Source organism: Pseudomonas sp. DR 5-09, from assembly GCF_001655595.1.
Taxonomy (GTDB): Bacteria; Pseudomonadota; Gammaproteobacteria; order Pseudomonadales; family Pseudomonadaceae; genus Aquipseudomonas; species Aquipseudomonas pharyngis.
This window is the reverse complement of the sequence record NZ_CP011566.1, coordinates 703,725-724,570: the sequence shown is the minus strand read 5'-3', so window position 1 is coordinate 724,570 and position 20,846 is coordinate 703,725. Positions and strand designations below refer to the sequence as shown.

Below are 20,846 nucleotides of genomic sequence, written 5' to 3'. Positions count from 1 at the left end.
GGAGAGCCTTTGATGACTGCGAAGTTGGAAAAAGTTCTGATCGCTAACCGCGGTGAGATCGCCCTGCGGATTCTGCGTGCCTGCAAAGAGATGGGCATCAAGACCGTCGCCGTTTACTCCAAGGCCGACAAAGAGCTGATGCACCTGGGTCTGGCAGACGAATCCGTCTGCATCGGCCCGGCTTCTGCCGCTCAGTCCTACCTGCACATCCCGGCCATCATCGCTGCCGCTGAAGTGACTGGCGCTACCGCCATTCACCCAGGCTACGGTTTCCTCGCGGAAAACGCCGACTTCGCCGAGCAGGTCGAGAACTCCGGCTTCGCCTTCATCGGTCCGAAAGCCGAAACCATTCGCCTGATGGGCGACAAGGTATCGGCCAAGCACGCGATGATCGAAGCGGGCGTGCCAACCGTTCCAGGTTCCGACGGCCCGCTGCCGGAAGACGAGGAAACGGCGCTGCGCATCGGTCGTGAAGTCGGCTACCCGGTGATCATCAAGGCCGCCGGCGGCGGTGGTGGTCGCGGCATGCGCGTGGTGCACAAGGAAGAAGACCTGATCGCCTCGGCGAAACTGACCCGCTCCGAAGCAGGCGCGGCGTTCGGCAACCCGATGGTCTATCTGGAAAAATTCCTGACCAACCCGCGTCACGTCGAAGTGCAGGTTCTGTCCGACGGCCAGGGCAACGCCATCCATCTGGGCGACCGCGATTGCTCGCTGCAACGCCGCCACCAGAAGGTTCTCGAGGAAGCGCCGGCACCGGGCATCGACGAGAACGCGCGCAAGGAAGTCCTGGCTCGCTGCGTCAAGGCGTGCATCGACATCGGCTACCGTGGCGCCGGCACCTTCGAGTTCCTGTACGAGAACGGTCGCTTCTACTTCATCGAAATGAACACCCGTGTTCAGGTGGAGCACCCGGTTTCGGAAATGGTCACCGGTATCGACATCGTCAAGGAGATGCTCAGCATCGCCGCTGGCAACAAGCTGTCGTATACCCAGGATGATGTGGTGATCCGCGGTCATTCGCTGGAATGCCGTATCAACGCCGAAGACCCGAAAACCTTCATGCCGAGCCCGGGTACGGTCAAGCATTTCCACGCACCAGGCGGCAACGGCGTTCGCGTCGATTCGCACCTGTACAGCGGTTATGCCGTTCCGCCGAACTACGACTCGCTGATCGGCAAGCTGATCACTTACGGCGCGACCCGCGACGAAGCCATGGCCCGCATGCGCAATGCCCTGGACGAAATCGTGGTTGACGGGATCAAGACCAACATCCCGCTGCACCGTGATCTGACCCGTGACGAAGGCTTCTGCAAAGGGGGCGTGAACATTCACTACCTCGAGCACAAGCTGGCTGGCGAGAAGCACTAAGCTTCAGCCCGCACCAGACAAGGCCGCCTTCGGGCGGCTTTGTTGTTTCCGAAGGTTTCATCTGCTCACACATTCCCCGCTCCCACAAAACCGTCGCGCTCGCGTAAACTTGCGCGCTTCTCGCAGGCCGCTAGGCTGCAATCAATCTTTTTCACAGGTGCCCGCCATGCCTTGGCTGCAAGTAAGACTCGCCATCAGCCCGGAACAAGCCGAAACCTACGAAGACGCTTTCCTTGAAGTGGGCGCCGTTTCGGTGACCTTCATGGACGCCGAAGACCAGCCGATCTTCGAGCCGGAACTCAACACCACCCCGCTGTGGGCACACACCCACCTGCTGGCCCTGTTCGAGGGCGGCACTGAAGCCGCCCCGGTACTGGCCCATCTGGAACTGCTGACCGGCAGTCCGCTGCCCGAGCACCACAGCGAAGTGATCGAAGACCAGGACTGGGAACGCAGCTGGATGGATGGTTTCCAGCCGATGCGTTTCGGTCAGCGTCTGTGGATCGTGCCGAGCTGGCACGCCGCCCCGGAGCCGGACGCGGTCAACCTGCTGCTGGACCCGGGCCTGGCTTTCGGTACCGGTACCCACCCGACCACCGCCCTGTGCCTGGAATGGCTGGACGGCCAGGACCTGAAAGACTGCAACGTGCTGGACTTCGGCTGCGGCTCGGGGATTCTGGCGATTGCCGCCTTGCTGCTGGGCGCGAAAGAAGCCGTGGGCACCGACATCGACGTGCAGGCACTCGAAGCCTCCCGCGACAACGCCGGGCGCAACAACATCGCGGACGAACTCTTCCCGCTGTACCTTCCGGAAGACCTGCCGCAGGTCAAAGCCGACGTACTGGTGGCCAACATTCTGGCCGGTCCGCTGGTTTCCCTGGCGCCGCAACTGTCCGGCCTGGTCAAGTCCGGCGGGCGTCTGGCGCTGTCCGGGATCCTCGCCGAACAAGGTGACGAAGTCGCTGCCGCCTACGCGCAGGACTTCGATCTCGACCCGATCGCCAATCGCGATGGCTGGGTGCGCATCACCGGCCGTCGGCGCTAGAATGACCGCCTGCTCAATCCGGACCGCCGCATGACCGACAGCTTCGTCACCCAGTGCCCGCATTGCCAAACCAGTTTCCGCGTCAGCCACGCTCAGTTAAGCGTGGCCCGCGGGGTGGTTCGTTGCGGCTCCTGCCTGCAAGTGTTCAATGCCGCCAAGCAATTGTTGGAGCAACACGCAGGCAAGGAAGCGGTCACGCCGGTGACGCCGTTAATCAGCGAGCCGCCGCCGATCAGCGAGCCTGCGCCTGTCGAACCACCAGCCATCGTCGAAACGCCCGAGCCACGCGCCATCAGCCAAAAGCAATGGAGCGCCGCCGAGCTGGATCTGGACAGCCTGGATCTGGACGAAGAGCTGGCCCGCCTCGAGCAACGGGAAATCCAGCCGACCACCGAATTCGGCCGCCCACGCGAAGACGCCCTGAGCGCTCGTCGCGACAGCCATGAACCGGAAGATACGGCTTGGCCGGACAGCCTGTTCAGCGAACCGGCAGATGAGCGCGCACCCGAAGTCGAAGATGAACCCGAAGCCATCGAGCCGGAGCCGATCCGACCGGAGCGCACCGAACCTTCGCTGTCGCTGGAGCCGGTGGATCTCGACGACGAACCGCCGATCCCGCAACTGCGCCTGCACGATCCGATCGACCCGAATGCCCGCCGTGAACGCCTGTCGGCCAGCGATGACGTCGACGACGAACTGCCACTGATCGAACCTGCGCGCAAAAAACGCGAACGTGTCGAATCCAGTGCTCGCGCCGAAGCGTTGCAGGATCTGACCGATGATCCGCTGCAACTGGACTGGCAGAAACGCCGCTCGCCCTGGAGCCGTCGCCTGCTCTGGCTGTTGCTGATCGTGCTGGCCGCCGCCGGCCTGGGCGGACAATACATCGCCTATCACTTCGACGAACTGGCGCGCCAGGATCAATACCGGCCGTGGTTCCAGCAACTGTGCCCGCAAATCGGCTGCACGGTGCCGTCCAAAGTGGATATCGCCAAGATCAAGAGCAGCAACCTGGTGGTGCGCAGCCACCCGGAATTCAGCGGTGCGCTGGTGGTGGACGCGATCATTTATAACCGCGCGCCGTTCTCGCAGCCGTTTCCGCTGCTGGAGCTGCGCTTCGCCGACCTCAACGGCCACCTGATCGCCAGTCGTCGCTTCAAACCCGGCGAATACCTCAACGGCGACCTCGAAGGCATGGCGGAAATGCCACCGCAGACGCCGATCCACATCGCTCTGGACATCCTCGATCCAGGCCCGAAAGCGGTGAACTACAGCCTGAGTTTCCACTCACCCGAGTGAAGCGCTTCACCGCTCCCGGATTGACGGCAATTTTCTGACTGCACACCGCGCGACCAAACCGGCGGTAATAACAGAATAACTGTTCAGATTTTGTTCAATTCAGCCTTTATCCAGTCATCGAGAGCGGGTATCATGCCAACCCTTTTTCGAACTCTCATGATCCGGCCCCACTTCAGGGAAGTCCTATGTCGGCGGTACGCATCGGCCCATATACATTGCAGAACGGTTTGATCCTCGCCCCGATGGCGGGTGTCACCGACCAGCCCTTTCGTCAGCTGTGCAAGCGTCTGGGCGCAGGGCTTGTAGTCTCGGAAATGGTCACCAGTGACATGAGCCTGTGGAACACCCGCAAGTCGCGCATGCGCATGATCCACGAAGGCGATCCCGAGCCACGCTCGGTGCAGATCGCCGGTGGCGATGCGCAGATGCTGGCGGATGCGGCCCGGGCCAACGTCGAGCTGGGCGCACAGATTATTGATATCAACATGGGTTGCCCGGCGAAGAAGGTCTGCAACAAGGCCGCCGGCTCCGCGTTGTTGAAGGATGAAGCACTGGTTACCGAGATCCTGCATGCCGTCGTGGCGGCGGTTGATGTGCCGGTGACCCTGAAGATCCGCACCGGATGGGATCGCGACAACAAGAACGGACTGACCGTGGCGAAGATCGCCGAACAGGCCGGGATCACGGCGCTGGCGGTGCATGGCCGCACCCGCGCCGACCTGTACACCGGCGAAGCCGAGTACGACACCATTGCCGCGATCAAGCAGGCGGTGTCGATTCCGGTCTTTGCCAACGGCGACATCGTATCGCCGGAAAAGGCCCGCTACGTGCTCGACGCGACCGGTGCCGATGGCCTGTTGATCGGCCGGGCCGCCCAGGGGCGGCCATGGATTTTTCGCGAGATCGAACACTTTCTGCGTACCGGCGAAAAACTGCCGGCGCCGGAGCTGATCGAGGTGGAACGCATTCTGCTTGAGCATCTGGCCGCCCTCCACGCCTTCTATGGGGACGTGATGGGTGTGCGAATTGCCCGCAAGCATGTGGGCTGGTATCTCGCAACCTTGCCGGGCGCCAGGGAGTTTCGCGCCCACTTCAATCGTTTGGATGGTACGGAAACACAATGCGCCAACGTTCGGGAGTTCTTCGCCGAGCGTTACAAGAGCCTGACAGGGGACGGAGAAGGGGTGGCCGCATGACGATGATGACCGAGACTTTAGTGAGTGGAACAACACCCGTGAGCGACAACGTGAATTTGAAACAGCACCTCAATACCCCGAGCGAAGAAGGCCAGACCCTTCGCGGGAGTGTCGAGAAGGCGCTGCACAATTATTTCGCCCACCTTGAGGGCGCGTCCGTCACGGATGTGTACAACCTGGTGCTCTCCGAAGTCGAGGCTCCCCTGCTCGAAAGCGTGATGAACTACGTCAAGGGCAACCAGACCAAGGCCAGCGAGCTGCTCGGACTGAACCGCGGCACGCTGCGCAAGAAACTCAAGCAGTACGATCTGCTGTAAGCATTCAATCAAACCAGAAAGGCGCCCGCGTAAAACCGGTCGCCTTTTTTGCTGACTTCCCTTGCTTTTGATGGAAATTGAGATGACCGACCAGACTACCCGCCTGCCGATCCGCCGCGCCTTGATCAGTGTTTCCGACAAGACCGGGATCCTCGAATTCGCCAGGGAGCTGGAAGCCCTGGGCGTGGAAATCCTTTCCACCGGCGGGACCTTCAAACTGCTGCAGGACAACGGCGTGGCCGCAGTGGAAGTCGCGGATTACACCGGTTTCGCAGAGATGATGGACGGTCGGGTGAAAACCCTGCACCCGAAAATCCACGGCGGGATCCTCGGTCGTCGCGGTATCGACGACGCGATCATGAACGAGCACGGCATCAAGCCGATCGACCTGGTAGCCGTCAACCTGTACCCGTTCGAAGCCACCATCAGCAAGCCAGGCTGCGACCTGCCGACCGCCATCGAGAACATCGACATCGGCGGCCCGACCATGGTCCGTTCGGCGGCGAAAAACCACAAAGACGTGGCTATCGTGGTGAATGCCAGCGATTACGCCAACGTCCTGGAAAACCTCAAGGCCGGTGGCCTGACCTATGCTCAGCGTTTCGACCTGATGCTCAAGGCGTTCGAACACACCGCCGCCTACGACGGCATGATCGCCAACTACATGGGCACCGTGAACCAGGCTGCCGAAACCCTGAGCACCGAAGGTCGCAGCGAATTCCCGCGCACCTTCAACAGCCAGTTCATCAAGGCCCAGGAAATGCGCTACGGCGAGAACCCGCACCAGAGCGCGGCGTTCTACGTTGAAGCCAAGCCTGCCGAAGTCGGCATCGCCACCGCGACCCAGCTGCAAGGCAAGGAACTGTCGTACAACAACGTGGCCGACACCGACGCCGCGCTGGAATGCGTGAAGAGCTTCGTCAAACCGGCCTGCGTGATCGTCAAGCACGCCAACCCGTGCGGCGTGGCCGTGAGCCCGGACGCCGAAGGCGGCATCCGTCAGGCCTACGAGCTGGCCTACGCCACTGACACCGAATCGGCGTTCGGCGGCATCATCGCCTTCAACCGTGAACTGGATGCCGAGACCGCCAAGGCGATCGTCGAGCGTCAGTTCGTTGAAGTGATCATCGCCCCAAGCGTCAGCGAAGAAGCCCGCGCCATCGTTGCTGCCAAAGCCAACGTACGCCTGTTGGCCTGCGGCGAGTGGTCGGCCGATCGCGTTCCGGCCTGGGACTACAAGCGCGTCAACGGCGGGCTGCTGGTACAGAGCCGCGACATCGGCATGATCGGCGCCGACGACCTGAAAGTGGTGACCAAGCGCGCCCCGACCGAACAGGAAGTCCATGACCTGATCTTCGCCTGGAAAGTGGCCAAGTTCGTCAAATCCAACGCCATCGTCTACGCCAAGAACCGTCAGACCATCGGTGTCGGCGCCGGCCAGATGAGCCGCGTGAACTCGGCGCGTATCGCGGCGATCAAGGCTGAGCACGCCGGTCTGCAAGTGGCTGGTTCGGTAATGGCGTCGGACGCGTTCTTCCCGTTCCGCGACGGTCTGGACAACGCGGCCAAGGTCGGTATCACGGCGGTGATCCAGCCGGGTGGCTCGATGCGTGATGCTGAAGTGATTGCTGCTGCTGATGAGGCCGGCATCGCGATGGTGTTCACCGGCATGCGTCATTTCCGTCACTGATACACAGATTCAAATGTGGGAGCGAGCCTGCTCGCGAATGCAATCTGCCAGCGACGTTGACGTTGACTGACACACCGCTTTCGCGAGCAGGCTCGCTCCCACATAAAGCGCTCCAGTAGCGCCTGACAGAATTTTGAGGTTTTTGAAATGAATGTTTTGATCATTGGCAGCGGTGGCCGCGAACACGCCCTGGCCTGGAAAGTGGCTCAGGATCCGCGTGTGCAGAAAGTTTTCGTCGCACCGGGCAACGCCGGCACCGCGATTGAGGCCAAGTGCGAAAACGTCGCCATCGATGTGCTGGCCCTCGAGCAGCTCGCTGACTTCGCCGAGAAAAACGTTTCCCTGACCATCGTCGGCCCGGAAGTACCGCTGGTGGCTGGCGTCGTCGACCTGTTCCGCTCCCGTGGCCTGGACTGCTTCGGTCCGACCGCCGGCGCCGCGCAGCTGGAAGGCTCGAAAGCCTTCACCAAGGATTTCCTGGCACGCCACAAGATCCCGACCGCCGACTACCAGAACTTCACCGAGATCGAGCCGGCCCTGGCTTATCTGCGTGAAAAAGGCGCACCGATCGTGATCAAGGCTGACGGTCTGGCCGCCGGTAAAGGCGTGATCGTCGCCATGACCCTGGCCGAAGCCGAAGACGCCGTGCGCGACATGCTCGCCGGCAATTCCTTTGGCGACGCCGGTTCGCGCGTTGTCATCGAAGAATTCCTCGACGGCGAAGAAGCCAGCTTCATCGTCATGGTCGACGGCAAGAACGTTCTGCCGATGGCCACCAGCCAGGACCACAAACGCGTCGGCGACGGCGACAGCGGCCCGAACACCGGCGGCATGGGTGCTTACTCCCCTGCACCGGTGGTCACCGCCGACGTGCACCAGCGCGTGATGGACCAAGTGATCTGGCCGACCGTGCGCGGCATGGCCGACGAAGGCAACGTCTATACCGGTTTTCTGTACGCCGGTCTGATGATCGACAAGGCCGGCAATCCGAAGGTCATCGAGTTCAACTGCCGCTTCGGCGATCCGGAAACCCAACCGGTGATGCTGCGTCTGCAGTCGAGCCTGGTGCTGCTGGTCGAAGCGGCACTGGCCCAGGCGCTGGACAAGGTTGAAGCGCAGTGGGATCCACGTCCGAGCGTCGGCATCGTGCTGGCCGCCGGCGGTTACCCGGGCGACTACGCCAAGGGCGCGCCGATCAACGGTCTGGACGCAGCCGCCGCACTGGAAGGCAAGGTCTTCCACGCCGGTACTGCGCTCAAGGACGGCAACGTCGTGACGGCCGGCGGTCGGGTGCTGTGCGCCACCGCCATGGGCGCCAGCGTCGGCGCCGCCCAGGAGCAGGCCTACAAACTGGCCAAGGCCATCGACTGGGAAGGCTGCTTCTACCGCACCGACATTGGCTACCGCGCCATTGCCCGTGAACGCGGTGAGTCTCAGTAATAAGCTACGCTGTGTTTCCGGCAGGGGCTCATCGCCCTTGCCGGACTGTTCCGACGCTGCGCATCGTTATATTCTGGCATCAACCTACGAAGGGATTTCGCCGTGCGCTGGCTCAGGATTGCCATAGGCTTCACCGTCACGCTGTTGACCTTGCTCTGCATGCTCCCGGCCCAGGCCGCGCAAGGCAGTGGCTGGTCGGTATTGCTTGACGATCAGGGCAACCTGCAGCTGAGCGACATCCGCTCCGCCCGCTACACCAATCAATTCAGCCCTATCGAGCTTGACCGCCTCACCGCGGCCGAACCCGATGGCGCCCTGTGGCTGCGCTTCAGGCTGGCGCCCGGCACGCACGAACAAGTGCTGCGGATCTTCGCCCCCGACCTGTCGCACCTCAATCTGTATGTCCTCGACGGCGATCGCCTGATCGAACAACGCGACACCGGTACCGCTCAGCCCCAGGTTGAACGACCGCTGCCGAGCAGCGATTTCATGCTGCCGCTGCCGCAAAGCGACAAACCCCTCGACGTCTACCTGCGACTGGTCTCCGATCACCAGTTGCGCCCGTATATCACCCTGCAATCGGCAGTGATGGCCGCGGCCAATCACAACCAGACGCTGATCTACGGCCTGCTGTTCGGCTGTCTGGCGATGCTGATCCTGCACAACCTGATCCGCTACGCCTACACCCGCTCGCGCAGCAGCCTGTGGCTCGCGGTGTGTGAAGGCCTGTTGAGCCTGAGCCTGTTGCTGTTGCTCAACCTCGCCGGTCCGTGGCTGCCGAACTGGCATGCGATCCAGACTCCCGGCGCCTATCTGGCCCTGCTGCTGACCGCACCGGCGGGCCTGATGTTCGCCTACCGTTTCTTCGCGCCGCTCGGTCCGCATCCGCTGAACAAGCTGCTGATCGGCGACATCCTGTTCATCGTGATCTGCAGCCTGCTGCTGTTGTTCGTCAACACCCTGCCGCTGAACATCATCACCTATGCGCTCGTAGCCCTGGCTGGGCTGAGCATGCTGCTGGTGGGTTTCTATCACTGGCAGAAAGGCTACCGCCCTGCCCGCTTGTTCGTTGCCGCGATGGTGGTGTTCAACATCGGCACACTGATCATTCTCCCGGCCTTGCTGGGGCTGACCCTGGTGGCGCCGCAAGGCCTGATCATGACCCTGATGGGTTTCATCTGCATCAGTGGCCTGCTGATGAGCATCGCCCTCGGCGAACGTCAGCGCAGCATTACCGAAAGCCGTTTCAGCATCAGCCGCGACCTCGCCGCGAGCAACGCCGAGATCAACGCCAAGGCCGAGTTCCTGGCCAAGATCAGCCACGAAATCCGCACGCCGATGAACGGCGTACTGGGCATGACCGAACTGCTGCTCGGCACGCCGCTGTCGGTCAAGCAACGCGACTACGTGCAAACCATCCACAGCGCCGGCAACGAATTGCTGACCCTGATCAACGAGATCCTCGACATCTCGCGGCTCGAGTCCGGGCAGATCGAACTCGACGACGTGCAGTTCGACCTCAACGCGCTGATCGACGATTGCCTGAGCATCTACCGCGCCAAGGCCGAACAGCAGAACGTCGAGCTGATCAGTTTCATCCAGCCGCAAGTGCCACGGGTCATCAGTGGTGATCCGACGCGCCTGCGCCAGACACTGCTGAGCCTGCTGGAAAACGCCCTGAAGAAAACCGAGGAAGGCGAAGTGCTGGTGGTGGTCGCCCTCGACGAACGCAGTGCCGGTCCACGCCTGCGCATTGCCGTGCAGGACAGCGGCCAGCCGATGGATCAGGAAGAGCGCGACGCGCTGATGCACGCCGAGTTGCACAGCAAGCACTTCCTGTCGGCCAACCGTCTGGGTGGCAACCTCGGGCTGGTGATCGCCCGCCAATTGATCCGTTTGATGCAGGGCGAGTTCGGCATCAAGAGCGGCGCCAGCCAGGGCAGTACGCTGTGGCTGACCCTGCCGTTGGATCCCGATCGCCTGGAGCACCCGACCTCGGACCTCGACAGCCCGCTGCAAGGCGCACGCGTATTGGTGGTCGACGACAACGACACCTGCCGCAAGGTGCTGGTGCAACAATGCAGCGCCTGGGGCCTGAACGTCAGCGCCGTGCCGTCGGGCAAGGAAGCGCTGGCCCTGCTGCGTACCAAGGCGCACCTGCGCGACTATTTCGACGTGGTTCTGCTGGACCAGAACATGCCCGGCATGACCGGCATGCAACTGGCGGCCAAGATCAAGGAAGACCCGAGCCTGAACCACGACATCCTGCTGATCATGCTTACCGGCATCAGCAATGCGCCAAGCAAGATCATCGCGCGCAATTCGGGGATCAAGCGCATCCTGGCCAAACCGGTGGCCGGCTATACCCTCAAGACCACGCTCGCCGACGAACTGAACCAGCGCAACCGTGGCCAGGTGGTGTTCCAGCCGCAGCCGGCCAGCCCCGCTGCGCCGGTCAAGGTGCCGAGCGACTTCCGCATTCTGGTGGCCGAAGACAACACGATTTCCACCAAGGTCATCCGCGGCATGCTCGGCAAACTCAATCTGCAACCGGACACCGCCAGCAATGGCGAAGAAGCCTTGCAGGCAATGAAAGCCCAGCGTTACGACCTGGTGTTGATGGATTGCGAAATGCCGATCCTCGACGGGTTCTCGGCGACTCAGCAATTGCGCGCATGGGAAGTCAGCAACCAGCGCATTCGCACGCCGATCGTTGCGCTGACAGCGCACATCCTCGCTGAACACAAGGAGCGCGCGCGGCAGGCCGGGATGGACGGGCACATGGCCAAACCGGTGGAACTGTCGCAACTGCGTGAGCTGATCGAGCACTGGGTGGCGCAGCGTGACCAACAGAATCGCACCGCCTCAACGTTTTGAGCGGCGTTGCGGATCAAGCGTCTCGCCGCTATTCAACAGCCATCGCCAAAACGTGAGCCGCTTGCCTGTCCCTGACTTTCAAGGCGATGGCATCACGTACAGGCCCGTAGAGTGTTTCCGACAAACTGGCTTTGGCGTAGCGCAAGCAGACCGCTCCCTGTATGTCCCGTGCTTCGAAACGCTGGGCCAGCGGGTTGAGTTCGATAGACCCATGAGCCTGGAACTCAACATAGACGCTCGAAATGCGCATTGGCGTCGAGGCGATGATCGCTAGCAATCGAACGGGTCCGGCAGGGGCATGAGCCTCATCGGGTAGGGACATGGTCCTTTGCACATGAGCTCGCAGCAGCGTCATGACGGGTTCGGCTCCCGATAACTGAGCCAAACGCTGCAAGGTCGCCACCGCCGCACTGGCGTTTTGCGAACCACCTTTGGCAATAGCGCCACTGATCCATTCGCTGACGGATTCGACATCCCCCTCATTGACGGACCAGTCTTGTCGGGCGCGCGCGTAGCGCAGCCAGTAGTCATCCATCAATTGGATGTAAGCGTCATACCAGTCAGTACCTTGCGACTTTTCGACTCTCTTGCTCGCGGCCAACTGCGCCAACAACACTGAGTTGACCAGATCGCTGTAACTATCCGCATCGTCCGCTGCCGGTAGCAACATCACGCAAGCGCCAACGATCAAAACCGAATAATCAAGTTTCATATCGTCCCCCGTAAAAAAGGCGACCTGTTACGGCCGCCTTTTAACTCATCAAATGTCGATCTCGTCAATCTTGTCCTTGTGCGGAATCAACTTGTTCTTGATCAACTCACGCACGCCATCCGCCACGAATGTATTTTTGGCAAATACCGTTTCACCGCGATACAACTTCACATTACGAATATCAAGATCCACAAACATGACTTTGGTCGAGGTGTTCCGACGCAGGAAGCGCACTGCGCCGACCGCCATGATCGCTTCACCGTCGACTTCCACGCAGGCGGCGCTGGAAACACCACCGACGCCATGCTCGAGCAGATTGCGTTCGTAAACGGTCAGTGCTGCGGTATCACGCTTTTGCAGGGCGGCAATGGCATCGCCCGCTACTTTCAGCATCAATGCGCTGGTTGGGCCAGGCAAGGCAACACCCGCGACGACCGAAGACAGAATCTCCAGAACCAGTTTGTCCATGCGAACACTGGTACCACCCACTTGCAGATCGCTGTAGTAACGGCTGACAGGGGTCCAGCCTGCCATGGTCATGATGTCCCGGAAGTACAGGTACCATTCCTTGCCCTGAGATTCTTCAGGGTATTTTTTGTTTGCTGCACGCGTTGCGAATAAAAAAGCATTCTGCGCATCGGACTTGTTATCGCCAGTGAGGTTACTGGAGAAACCCAGCACGCCCTCACCGACGATGCTACCGCGCGACGGCGCTTCAACATCATCACCGGAAATCTGCAAGCCACGTGGCTTGATAATCAGCGGATCACCGATATCACACTCACCCAGCGTTTCAAGACAGGTGTTTACATAACTTTCACGAACAGCTTGATTATACATTTGACACATCCATTAGTTAGAATCACAAGCTCCTCATGAACTTGCCAAATAACAATAACCAAGTATCAAACAAACAACAAAGCAAAACATGTAACTTGATATCTGAACTTTCCACCCACTTAGCAACTTCCACACAAGTTAAATCAAACCTGATTAAAACCACGCTTCCAGACACAAACAACTAAACCACTGATAGACTCCACGTCGTCCACTCCACAGCGGCGAGTCGAAACCATGCTCCATGTGTTGTTCAGCGTTTACCTGAAGATGCTTGTGCTCTACAGCCCGTTCTTCGTGCTGTCCTGCTTTATCAGCCTGACCCGTGGTTATTCGCGCAAGGAGCAACGACGCCTGGCCTGGAAAGTGGCGATCGCCACGCTGGTCTCCAGCGTTCTTCTGTATTTGTTCGGGCGAGTGATTTTCGATGTGTTCGGCATTACCGTAGATGCTTTCCGGATCGGCGCCGGCAGCGTGCTGTTCATCTCGGCACTGGGCATGGCGCAAGGCAAGTCGGTGGTGCAGACGGACAATGTGCAGCAGGACGTGACGATTGTGCCGCTGACCATTCCCCTGACTGTCGGCCCGGGCACTATTGGTGCGTTGCTGGTCATGGGCGTCAGTCAGCCCCACTGGGACGACAAACTCACCGCCATCATGAGCATCGCCCTGGCCAGCTTTACCGTGGGTGTCGTACTTTATCTGTCGAATCGCATCGAACGGATCCTCGGCGATCAAGGCTTGCAGATCGTCAGTCGCCTGATGGGATTGTTCGTGTGCGCGCTGGCCGCACAGATCATCTTCACCGGGGTGAAGGGCTATCTGGTGCCATAGACCGGAATGCAAAAGACCGCCAATACTTCCATCGGCGGTCTTCTTTGGTCACTGACAACTATCTTTCAAGCACAACTGAATCGTTAACTCAGATCGTTGATTCAGTCATGAGGTTGCTCTTCGCCTCCTCTATCAAGCTTTTGAGTGTCACGCTGCCTGTCACGCCCTTGGCCCCCAACATCCCTCGGGCGAGCGTCGATACCTGGCAAGGTCGCAACCCCTTGACCTCGAGTATGACGTCGCCGTGCAACGCCGGATCGTTCGCGCAGGCATCACGGAACAACACGCAGAGTCCGGAATCAGGATCGATCAGCACCAGGTGATCCCCGACAACGCCGACCTCCAGCGCTTGCGATGTGTCCAGCGACCAGATCAGGCGACTCATCACCGCGGGCGGGCCGGCCAGCGGGAACCGTGCATCAATGACCAGCCGATCCAGCCTGCGCGTCAGAGCCTGCGACAGATGGCACTTCATGGAGCCGTGGCCCATCCGCACCACCAGTGTGCGCACACCATCAGGAATCAGCGGCAACAGGTTCGGCGCATCCACTTGCCCTTCGATCACCAGCACCTCGGCGTTGCGCTGGACGTAATCCAGCGGCCCGATCTGCCGCTTGCTCGGATAACCCCGAATCAGTCGCTGCCCTGAATCGTTCAGAAGGACATCCGTGTGTCGCCGAACGCCCAGCAACTCGTAATCCCCGGGTAGATCCTGCGCTGCGATCCGGATCAATCGCGCACTGTCGACGAAGTACCAGCACGCGCTGGCGTCGCGGGTGGCGATGGAAATGAACGGGCGATGCGCCTGGTTCACCAGCATGGCCTCGAGGTCACGAATCAGGTGCTCGTCATGAGCGACCACCCAATCGAGCGCCACACCAGCCAGCACAGGTTGCGCCTGAGCGTGCAACTGCAACACCTGGCCATCGAGGGTCGTGCCCAGCAGCCCCGTACCGTCGATCCTGACGTCGGCGAAGCTCCACGGTGCCCATTGCCGTTCCGGCGGGGTCAACACTTCAGCGTGCAATAGCTGCGCAGCGGTTCCGAACGCCTGATCCAGTCGCTGCGGATCGATCAACGCCTGACGCCAGACTTGCCCTGCCGCCGGTTCGAACAACCACGCCGCCTGTCTGTCGGGGGTCAGTCCCAGAAGACGTACATCGCCCTGCCGCGCCCCACTCAGCACCAGATGGTTATCCACGTACCAGGCATGCAAACGCGCGTCGCCGGTGGCATTGACAACGCCGACAATCGTGAACCGTTCAACGGAGTACCGCTTGGCCAGCCCTTCCAGCGCCAGCCACCATTGGGTGCGGCTCTTGAGCCATTGTTCGCTCACGCCGGCGAAGCGCACCTCACCGGTGCTGTCGATTTCAAACGAAAGCCCCTCTGCGGTACTTGCCAGATAGCCGCTTTCCTGTGCCGCAATCTGCTTCAGTCCAGCAGGCTGCACCCAACGATGAGCCCATTGCATCTTGCCCTTGAGCACCGTGCACTGCGTCCGGCACAAGGTCTGCGCGTTACGGTCATAGATGACAAATACATCGCTGTCATCAGCCACCGTCAGCAGCATCAGGTCGTTCAGATTCTGGATCGAATCGGCCCAGCCCCGGGCGCGATGACGACGCGGCACCGGGCGAATGATCAGGTCGTCGCGGGTGCGGATCCAGGCCATGTCACGGAGGTTGTTTTCGATCATCCAGCAGATCGACACATAGGGCGCGAACTGCCAGTGGACCGTCGCGTAGGACTTGTCATGACTCGACTTGAGCACGATCTGCTCGCCGAGCACAGACGTCCAATCGGTCAACGGGGCCGTCTCATCGAGGAGCGCCTCGAATGCCGGTTCAAGACCGCGCGTGACTGAACTCAACCATAACTGCCCATCGTGAATAAGGTAATTGAAGCGCTCCACACGGCCGTCTGCCTGCAGATACTCCTGCACCACATGAACCACACCCTGCCCGTCGGCCTCCACACTGCGAATCGAGCTGGTGCCACGCGGCTTGAACAACAGACGATAGCGATGGCTGAGCAATCCCGTGTTCGCCTCGACCTGCCAGATTTCGAAACCCTCGGCCGATTGAAAAAACGCCGACTCGCCCACCACGACCGACAACTGCGCATCGTCGGCCGAAACGTCATCATTGCGCACGTAAAGAATCCGGTCCTCACGGGCGTCGTACCAACCGGTGGTGTAACGCGGTGCATCGGCTGGTTCGAATGGAATCAGATAATCGTGGATCGGCGTGTAGGGCAGCACCAGCCGATGGGCCCGGGCCAGTTCCTGCAGATGATTCTGCAATACCTGTCCGTGCTGTTCCTGAGGGGGGTGGTCCAGCAATAACGTGAGTATGCGGCCTTCGACTTTGAACAGGTTGCCGCCTTCGAGCAGCACATACAGATCTGGTGGAACACCGGCACTGACCTTGAACCGGCAATCCTTGACGCTGAACCGGCCGTCCTCGCCGAACACGATGTCGGTTTCACGAGCCCAGGGCGCCGCGATAATCCAGCGATCCTTCTGCGCACCGATCGTCTGCAACTCAACGTCGACACCGGGATTGAGCACCAGCGTGCAAGTCCCGCCGCCCCCCTGCAGCCGATAGGAAACCTTGCCCCGCCACAGGGACGGGATCACCGGCACGACCAGCTTGCGCTCGCGGGCATCAAGCTTGACGGTGATGTCGGTGGGTCGGTAATCGGGATAAATCCGATAGACGACGTATTCGCTGGGAAAGGAATAGAACGAAAACAGGAACAGCCATTGGCCGTCCGGTTTTTTCTTTTCCAGGCGACGTGCAATGTCAAAACCCTTGTCGTGAAACACCGAGACAAACGGCAGGGTCTTGTACTCGTAGCGATAACAGTTCAGCGGTGTACAGGGTAAAACGATGGGTTGATCGGAGGGCGCAGTGAAACTCATCTCGTCGGGATAACCCAATTCGGCACTGAGGTTGATGGCGCGTGAGTAATCGGCTTCGAATTCCGGCACTCCGAAATGATCACGCAGCGGATACAGCCGGGTGCTGTCCAGCTGCATCCTGCCGTTGCCCAGATCCAACTGCCTGATAATCAGCGACGGTCTCGGCAGCCAGGCACCTTGCGTGCCGTCGTACCGGTAGCCGGCACCGCGATGAGCCTGCTCGATTTCATCGAAGAACAGACCGACGGCTTTTGCCTCCTCGGCAATGATGGCGTAGGCATGTGCCAACGCGGTCACCCCGATCGCCAGCCCGCCCAGAATCACCCCGGCGCCACCGAGCACCGCAGCGGCCGTACCCGCCCCCAGGGCCGCCGCAGCAAGCCCTGTACCGCTCAGGGCCAGGCTCGCCGCGTCAAAGCCCAACTGAGTACCGTAAGTCGCGACCTCCACATCGTTCTTTGCGTTCGCCAACTGATAGATATCGAACCCGACATTGGCCAGCCCCAGTACCGCGCCAACGCCTTCATTGGCCACATGCCCCGCCACATTGCCCAAAGTTCTGGCGGTCAGTGGCGCCAGCGCTTCGGCCACCACTTGCCCAGTGGTCCGGGCCATGATCCTTTCATCACGCAATGCCGTTTGCAGGACCCCGACCAGCCCCGCCACGTCCACCAGATTGCCATGCACCAGCTGCGCATAGTTGACGTAGGCATGCCATTGCACGGCGGTGGTCAATGTGCGGCCTTCACCTTCGCGGTCGCGCAAGGCATTCATCAACGCCTGAACGGCGAACCCGGCGTTGAGGGTGTGAACAGCGGAAGCTTCCGTCGGATCGACTGGCGCGCCGGCCCGGGTACGTTTTTGGGCCAGCGTCGAAAACAGCTCGGCCAGATAATTTTTGATCCGCAGCAGACGGCTGTCGCGGCTGATGACCGTTGCCATCACCTCGCCGCTCTTCGGATCGAGCATGCTCACCCGATAAGTGCCCTCGAGGGTGACCTCCAGCGACTCGAATAACGGCACCAGTGGCGACACTGACTCATGCCCCTCCTGCAACCGCGAAGTCACGTCTGCGACCTGTTCGGCCCACCAGTGGCTGTCGGACTGCAGCAATGTGCTGGCCAGGTGTGGATTTTCAACCAGCGATTGTCCGTGTGCGCTGAAAAGCCGCTGGCGAACCCTGCGCAGCGGCATGCTCGGCAACGCATCCTCCCTTAAAAGGTGTGCCACCTTGGCACCGCTCGACAGATCCAGATCGGCTACCCGTTCCCCCTGGAGATCGATCAGATCGAACTGCGGACGGTCAGGCTCACCATAGGCGGCGTAATGTCTGGTCATGCCTCTCTGGAAAAATCTCGTCAGTACCGCTCTGAATGTGGCAGCAGTCTCGAACTCGAAGAGGCCGAAGTTGGGATCATAAAAGTGGTAGATGACTTCCGTGCCGTTGACGGTACGAGCAACCAGCATCGAATGATTGTCAGAGTTGAGCATCAAGGTTCGAGTACCGACAGACTCCTCGAGGGTCGCCGTGACCTGGTCCAGATCCAGCCGCCCCAGCGCAGTCCCGACATCGCCATACTTCACGCCACGCATCTCCTCAAGTGCCCCCAGAAAGGCGATTGTGTCAGCGTGTTCCGGCTCGAGTACCGCAAGGTAAAAACGCTCGTGCAATCGCTGGGTGGCAGCCTTGCCCTCAGTGATGGCTGCACTCATCGCCAGCGCAAGAGGAAAACATCGCCCGGCAGTCATATCGCCCATTCCGTGCATCAGCAGGTCCTGTGGCGCCAGTTTCACGGCACCGCCCTCGAGCTGATTGAGCACCTGCTCCAGGCGATCCTGCACTTGCTCACGATGTTCCTGGAGGGCCACCTTCTTGATCTGCGCGACCTGCTGCCCCCACTCATACAGCGTCGTCGCCCCGGCCAGGGCGGCTTTCTTCAGACTCAGCGCATTCGGCAAGTCCATCGGCAGTTCGTGCTGGACACTGTTCAACCCGGCAACGAATGCGGTGTCCCTGCGCTGAAACAGATGCTGCTCGATCACCCCGAACCGTCCCGAAGTCCCGCGCTCCCTGACACTGTTGATCAGGTTTTCCATCACACTGTTCTGCGCCAGCAAACTCTGTTCATCCAGCGATTCAACGCCGAGCAAGGCCCCGAGTGTCAGGCGCTGCAACGGACTGAGGTGAGCCCGTTGCAAGGAGCCCGCCCCCAGACGCACCAGCACTTCGTCCAGCGCAAGGCTCCGGGTCTGTTCATTGGCCAGAGAAGCCGGTGGTCGCAGCCGCGTGTCCTGATTGCGGATCGCCTGACGGTCGTCGAAATCCAGTGGCAGCCGGTCGACGAACACTACCGGGCCGTCATGGCCGTTCATCATCGCCTGGGTAAACGGTTTACCCAGACGCTCGGCCAGGCGTTGCAGCAGCCCGGTCAGCAGAACATGGCGCCCTTCAATGAGCGGCCAGCCGAGCTCGAACTCGACGGTGGAATGATTGAGCAGTTCGTCGAGGTCGCCGGCGTAACGGGTGGTGTATCGGCCGTCGCGAAAACGCTGCTGTTCGTTCCTGACCCACTGTTGTTCATCGGCTCCGTTTTCTTTCCAGGAATGATCCAGCTCTTCCTCGCTTGAACGACTGACCGTGCCCTTCGGTTCAATGCCGACTTCAGCCCGAGAGGCTTCGCCAGCACGCGGGGTGAAATGCGCCTGCTCGTAATCTCCCATGCCAAGACGCATGGCAGCCGGTCCGGTGAGATAGATCGTGCCCTCACGTTCAAGGCGAATGCCGTCGCTGTAGTAACTGGCAGCGGCGTCCGCCAGATATCTCATCGCGATTTCATCCTCGTCCGACAGCCCCTCCAGGGCACCGAGGCGATCCTCAAGCTCCGCGATCGCCAGGGCTTGCATGGAGTCATCGTCGTGAGGGGCTACACCTCTTTCAGCCGCCGTCCGGAACACTGCGTTGACCACTTGATAGTTAAAACCCAGCCGCTGCATGACGGCCTCCAGCATTGGCGAGCCCGGGTGCGCCATCAGCCAGGCATTGCTCAACGAATTGCCCTCACGCACAGCACGCAACATGTAGGGGCGTGCAAGGAGATCGGAAGGGGGCTGGAAAACCTGATTCAGCGCAGGGCGGCTTCCGGCGAACGCTTCCAGCGCCTGGCGATGCTCTGCGGGAATACTGTCGGCATAATCCGTGTACCCGCCGCGCACCGCCTGGCGCCCCGGCATCCAGTGCGGATTGTGGTCCAGCAGTAATTGCAAAATCCCCCGCTGGCCATCGTTTCCGACCGTACTGATGTCCACGCCGCCCAGTACCTTCACCAACGGCGGGAGATTATCGACATCCGCGTACAGCCCCCCTTCGGGGAGCAATGCCTCCAGCCGCACGACATCGGATCCGGCGGCAAGATTGCCGCGCAAGCGCATCTCCTGATCGTAGATCGCTCGTAGCCGCATGGGTTGCGCAGCCCCGGCGAGATCACGCAACTGCAAGTCGCCACCGACCAACGCATGCACGCTCTGCAAATTGCGCTCTTTCAACGATTTGAGTCTTTCTGCCTGCTGTCCGTACGCCCGACTCAACAACTGCGTCCGAGCCTCATCAGCCGACACCCCGTTTGCAACAGCCTGATTGATGTGCGCGAACATCTCCTGTTTCAGTACGATGGCCCGCGCCTCATACATTGATCCAAGTTGCGCTTCAGTGGAGCTATCCATACCGCCGTTCTGCAGGCTGTGCAGTTTCGCAGCCTCGCTGATCAGCCGATTGGTTTCATGCGCCAACATGGCATCACTGTCATACCAGAGGTTGATCTTGTAACCCTCTCCAGCCAGCACTTGTTTCCAGAGATTGATGTAGTCGCGCTGGATCTCGCCAAGCCCGCCACCGAGCCAGACGAAGTGCAGGATTTTCGGCACGGCCGTAGCCGGAAGTTTCATCAACCCGACACTGGAGTGCAGGCGCGACTCGACAACTTCGAGCCTGTCAAAGATCTGCGCAAGATCCGGCGCTGTCCCGCCGTCCGGTGTCGATACCGGTGCCTTGTCTAAACTACGGCGCACTCGCCCCTTGTTCAATTCTCCCAGTGCCTGCTTGAGCAGCGCCAGCGGTTGCAACAGTCGAGGCGAGTCGAGCAGATCGATACACGCAGAATAGTAACGAAGCGCCGCGTCATATTGCGCGCTGTCCTTGTAAGGCTGCAGAGCCTGCTCAAATTCGGAAAACTTGAACAACGTCGCAAACTTCAGATGACCGACATCGGCAACATCATTATTAATTTCCCGCATACGTGAACTCCC

At 60.6% G+C, this 20,846-nt stretch carries 12 protein-coding genes; 9 read left to right on the top strand and 3 right to left on the bottom strand.

Going from position 1 to position 20,846, the window contains the following annotated elements; genetic code table 11:
• Nucleotides 1-12: 12 nt before the first annotated feature.
• The 8 genes from accC (at nucleotide 13) to PDR5_RS03105 (ending at nucleotide 11,235) form a co-directional block, all read left to right on the top strand.
• Nucleotides 13-1,371 carry an acetyl-CoA carboxylase biotin carboxylase subunit gene (accC, locus tag PDR5_RS03140; protein ID WP_064593229.1) on the top strand — a complete coding sequence of 453 codons (1,359 nt, stop codon included), beginning with the start codon at nucleotides 13-15 and terminating at the stop codon, nucleotides 1,369-1,371.
• 166 nt (nucleotides 1,372-1,537) lie between these two features.
• Nucleotides 1,538-2,416 (top strand): 50S ribosomal protein L11 methyltransferase, encoded by an 879-nt coding sequence (prmA, locus tag PDR5_RS03135; protein WP_007951025.1) that lies wholly within the window; start codon nucleotides 1,538-1,540, stop codon nucleotides 2,414-2,416.
• Nucleotides 2,417-2,446: 30 nt separating this feature from the next.
• The gene (locus PDR5_RS03130) at nucleotides 2,447-3,715 is read left to right on the top strand and encodes a DUF3426 domain-containing protein (RefSeq protein WP_064593227.1); all 1,269 of its coding nucleotides are present in this window, start codon (nucleotides 2,447-2,449) and stop codon (nucleotides 3,713-3,715) included.
• A 185-nt stretch (nucleotides 3,716-3,900) separates the two neighbouring features.
• The gene (gene dusB / locus PDR5_RS03125) at nucleotides 3,901-4,911 is read left to right on the top strand and encodes a tRNA dihydrouridine synthase DusB (protein ID WP_007951027.1); all 1,011 of its coding nucleotides are present in this window, start codon (nucleotides 3,901-3,903) and stop codon (nucleotides 4,909-4,911) included.
• A complete protein-coding gene (gene fis, locus PDR5_RS03120; protein ID WP_002555375.1) occupies nucleotides 4,908-5,228 on the top strand; it encodes a DNA-binding transcriptional regulator Fis in 321 nt (106 codons plus the stop codon). The genes dusB and fis overlap by 4 nt, the downstream gene beginning before the upstream one ends.
• Nucleotides 5,229-5,310: 82 nt before the next feature.
• Nucleotides 5,311-6,918 (top strand): bifunctional phosphoribosylaminoimidazolecarboxamide formyltransferase/IMP cyclohydrolase, encoded by a 1,608-nt coding sequence (gene purH, locus PDR5_RS03115; RefSeq protein ID WP_039772035.1) that lies wholly within the window; start codon nucleotides 5,311-5,313, stop codon nucleotides 6,916-6,918.
• A 147-nt stretch (nucleotides 6,919-7,065) separates the two neighbouring features.
• Nucleotides 7,066-8,358 carry a phosphoribosylamine--glycine ligase gene (gene purD, locus PDR5_RS03110; RefSeq protein ID WP_007951030.1) on the top strand — a complete coding sequence of 431 codons (1,293 nt, stop codon included), beginning with the start codon at nucleotides 7,066-7,068 and terminating at the stop codon, nucleotides 8,356-8,358.
• A 102-nt stretch (nucleotides 8,359-8,460) separates the two neighbouring features.
• Nucleotides 8,461-11,235 (top strand): hybrid sensor histidine kinase/response regulator, encoded by a 2,775-nt coding sequence (locus PDR5_RS03105; protein ID WP_064593225.1) that lies wholly within the window; start codon nucleotides 8,461-8,463, stop codon nucleotides 11,233-11,235.
• A 28-nt stretch (nucleotides 11,236-11,263) separates the two neighbouring features.
• Here the strand turns inward: PDR5_RS03105 and PDR5_RS03100 are convergent, their stop codons facing one another.
• The gene (locus PDR5_RS03100) at nucleotides 11,264-11,947 is read right to left on the bottom strand and encodes a hypothetical protein (RefSeq protein WP_064593223.1); all 684 of its coding nucleotides are present in this window, start codon (nucleotides 11,945-11,947) and stop codon (nucleotides 11,264-11,266) included.
• Nucleotides 11,948-11,995: 48 nt separating this feature from the next.
• Nucleotides 11,996-12,787 (bottom strand): hypothetical protein, encoded by a 792-nt coding sequence (locus tag PDR5_RS03095; protein ID WP_064593221.1) that lies wholly within the window; start codon nucleotides 12,785-12,787, stop codon nucleotides 11,996-11,998.
• A 234-nt stretch (nucleotides 12,788-13,021) separates the two neighbouring features.
• Between PDR5_RS03095 and PDR5_RS03090 the strand changes: the two genes are divergently transcribed.
• Nucleotides 13,022-13,618 (top strand): MarC family protein, encoded by a 597-nt coding sequence (locus PDR5_RS03090; protein ID WP_064593220.1) that lies wholly within the window; start codon nucleotides 13,022-13,024, stop codon nucleotides 13,616-13,618.
• Between the two features lie 88 nt (nucleotides 13,619-13,706).
• Here the strand turns inward: PDR5_RS03090 and PDR5_RS03085 are convergent, their stop codons facing one another.
• The gene (locus tag PDR5_RS03085) at nucleotides 13,707-20,834 is read right to left on the bottom strand and encodes a TcdA/TcdB pore-forming domain-containing protein (RefSeq protein WP_064593218.1); all 7,128 of its coding nucleotides are present in this window, start codon (nucleotides 20,832-20,834) and stop codon (nucleotides 13,707-13,709) included.
• Between the last annotated feature and the right edge of the window lie 12 nt (nucleotides 20,835-20,846).

Bases quoted from the DNA above. Each gene is read 5' to 3' on its own strand.
- accC (WP_064593229.1), top strand. From the start codon at position 13: ATGACTGCGAAGTTGGAAAAAGTTCTGATCGCTAACCGCGGTGAGATC.
- prmA (WP_007951025.1), top strand. From the start codon at position 1,538: ATGCCTTGGCTGCAAGTAAGACTCGCCATCAGCCCGGAACAAGCCGAA.
- PDR5_RS03130 (WP_064593227.1), top strand. From the start codon at position 2,447: ATGACCGACAGCTTCGTCACCCAGTGCCCGCATTGCCAAACCAGTTTC.
- dusB (WP_007951027.1), top strand. From the start codon at position 3,901: ATGTCGGCGGTACGCATCGGCCCATATACATTGCAGAACGGTTTGATC.
- fis (WP_002555375.1), top strand. From the start codon at position 4,908: ATGACGATGATGACCGAGACTTTAGTGAGTGGAACAACACCCGTGAGC.
- purH (WP_039772035.1), top strand. From the start codon at position 5,311: ATGACCGACCAGACTACCCGCCTGCCGATCCGCCGCGCCTTGATCAGT.
- purD (WP_007951030.1), top strand. From the start codon at position 7,066: ATGAATGTTTTGATCATTGGCAGCGGTGGCCGCGAACACGCCCTGGCC.
- PDR5_RS03100 (WP_064593223.1), bottom strand. From the start codon at position 11,947: ATGAAACTTGATTATTCGGTTTTGATCGTTGGCGCTTGCGTGATGTTG.
- PDR5_RS03095 (WP_064593221.1), bottom strand. From the start codon at position 12,787: ATGTATAATCAAGCTGTTCGTGAAAGTTATGTAAACACCTGTCTTGAA.
- PDR5_RS03090 (WP_064593220.1), top strand. From the start codon at position 13,022: ATGCTCCATGTGTTGTTCAGCGTTTACCTGAAGATGCTTGTGCTCTAC.
- PDR5_RS03085 (WP_064593218.1), bottom strand. From the start codon at position 20,834: ATGCGGGAAATTAATAATGATGTTGCCGATGTCGGTCATCTGAAGTTT.